2 pseudogenes (1 of these 2 cut by a window edge) are annotated in these 2,218 nt (G+C 64.2%); one reads left to right on the top strand and one right to left on the bottom strand.

The annotated features are described in order from the left end of the window. A pseudogene (locus tag EOC06_RS43785) lies at positions 1 to 1,063 on the bottom strand (membrane-bound PQQ-dependent dehydrogenase, glucose/quinate/shikimate family); the annotation flags it as partial. 251 nt (positions 1,064 to 1,314) lie between these two features. Here EOC06_RS43785 and EOC06_RS28975 point away from each other — a divergent pair. Then, a pseudogene (locus EOC06_RS28975) lies at positions 1,315 to 2,218 on the top strand (ATP-dependent helicase); it runs 1,774 nt beyond the window's last position.

A 2,218-nucleotide genomic window follows, 5' to 3' on the forward strand; every position in this document is an offset into this window, starting at 1 on the left:
CGTAGGCGCGGATGACGCCGGATGGCTCCTGCGTCGAATAATTGTCGTTGACCGCGCCGCCGACGATGATCTTGCCGCCTGAGATCAGCGGGGCCGAGGTCGAGTAATAATAGCCCGACTTCGGATAGGGCATGTTGGTCAGAAGGTTCAGCGTGCCGCCCTCGGCGAAAGCCGGGCAGATCTGCCCGTTGGCGGCATCGAGCGCGATCAGCCGCGCATCCGAGGTCGGCAGATAGACGCGGGTCGCACAGGGCTGCCCGGCGGCGCCGGCGGCATCGGCGTAATAGGCCACGCCGCGGCAGGTCTGGTGCTGGCGGTCCTTGTCGAGCTTGACCTTGGGATCGAAGCGCCATTTCTCCTTTCCGCTCGCGGCATCGATGGCGATGGCGAAATTATGCGGCGTGCAGATGTAGAGTGTGTCGCCGATCTTCAGCGGCGTCACCTGATAGGTGGTCTCGCCGACATCGTCGGGACCCTTCACATCGCCGGTCTGGTAGGTCCAGGCAGGCTGCAGCTTGGCGACATTGTCCGGTGTGATCTGGTCGAGCGGCGAATAGCGCTGGCCGAACTGCGTGCGGCCGTAATAGTGCCATTCGCCGGCCGGCACATCATTGCCGAGATTGGCGTTGGCGACCACCTTGTCGGTGCCGAGTTCGCCGGCAATATCCTTCGGATCCGAAGTCATCGAATAACCGGCGACGGCCAATGATGCCAGCACGGCAAGGATCAGCGGCGCGCGCCCGTCAGGGCCGACGAGACCCCGCCTCGCCCACGGCGTCAGCAGCCAAAAAGCGAGAAGCACGATGATGCCGCCGCGAGGCCCGAGTTCCCACCAGTCGAAGCCGGTTTCCCAGACCGCCCAGGCCAACGTGCCGAGCACGATCACCGCGTAGAGCCACAAAGCAGTCGACCTGCGCCGGTAAAGCAGCCAGGCGGCGATCAGGAAGGCAAGGCCGGCAACGACATAGTACCAGCTGCCGCCCAGCATCGCCAGGCGGATGCCGCCGCCGCCGAGTGCCAGGCCGATGAGGAAAAGAATGAGGGAGGTGATGGTGACAGCCAAGATGATACTCCTTCGACTGTTGCGCTTCGCGGCGCTGCCATGGCAACCCGGCATTGCGTCGCTGCCCGAAGCACAACTTTCTCCCGACGGTCCCGCCTGTCAAGCATGGGCCTCAAGCGCAGGCGGTAATGGTCCATCGCAATTGGGATAACATCGACCGCACTGGGAGCGTGGGCAGCAATCGGGCACTTTAGCGGAACAAAACGTAGACAGTTCTGGTCTTTCCCCACCGAATCACTACATTCGGGGCAATGTCCGGCTTTTCCGAAGACATGCCCTTTTTCGACGAACCCAACGCGCGGCCCCCGGCCCCGTCGGGCATCGCCGCGCGCGCCATGGCTGCCCGCAGCGGACACAACAACGCACCCGACTACCTGAAGGGCCTCAACCCGGAGCAGCGGCTAGCGGTGGAAACCACCGAAGGCCCGGTTCTAGTGCTGGCCGGAGCCGGCACCGGCAAGACCCGCGTGCTCACCACCCGCATCGCTCACATCCTCGCCACCGGCAAGGCGTTCCCGTCGCAGATCCTCGCGGTGACCTTCACCAACAAAGCCGCGCGCGAGATGAAGATCCGCATTGGCGTGCTGATCGGCGAAGGCAATGTCGAGGGCATGCCATGGCTCGGCACCTTCCACTCGATTGGCGTGAAGCTGCTTCGCAGACATGCCGAACTCGCCGGTTTGCGCTCCGACTTCACCATCCTCGACACCGACGACGTCGTGCGGCTGATCAAGCAGCTGATCCAGGCCGAAGGTCTGGACGACAAGCGCTGGCCGGCCAAGCAGTTCGCCCAGATGATCGACGGCTGGAAGAACAAGGGGCAAGGCCCGTCCGACATCGCCGAGGGCGACGCCCGCGCCTTCGCCAACGGCAAGGGCCGCGAACTCTACAAGGCCTATCAGGAGCGGCTGAAGACGCTGAACGCCTGCGATTTCGGCGACCTGCTGTGCCACCCGATCCGCATCTTCCGCGCCAATCCGGACGTGCTCAAGGAATACCACAAGCGCTTCAAATACATCCTCGTCGACGAGTACCAGGACACCAACACCGCCCAGTACATGTGGCTGCGCCTCCTGGCGCAGCGGCCTCAAGGCAAGCCGATCTCCCCCCTTGAGGGGGAGATGTCCGGCAGGACAGAGGGGGGCGCCTCGCGCC

Origin of the sequence: Mesorhizobium sp. M7A.F.Ca.MR.362.00.0.0 (genome assembly GCF_004023175.1) — a bacterium.
Lineage (GTDB): Bacteria > Pseudomonadota > Alphaproteobacteria > Rhizobiales > Rhizobiaceae > Mesorhizobium.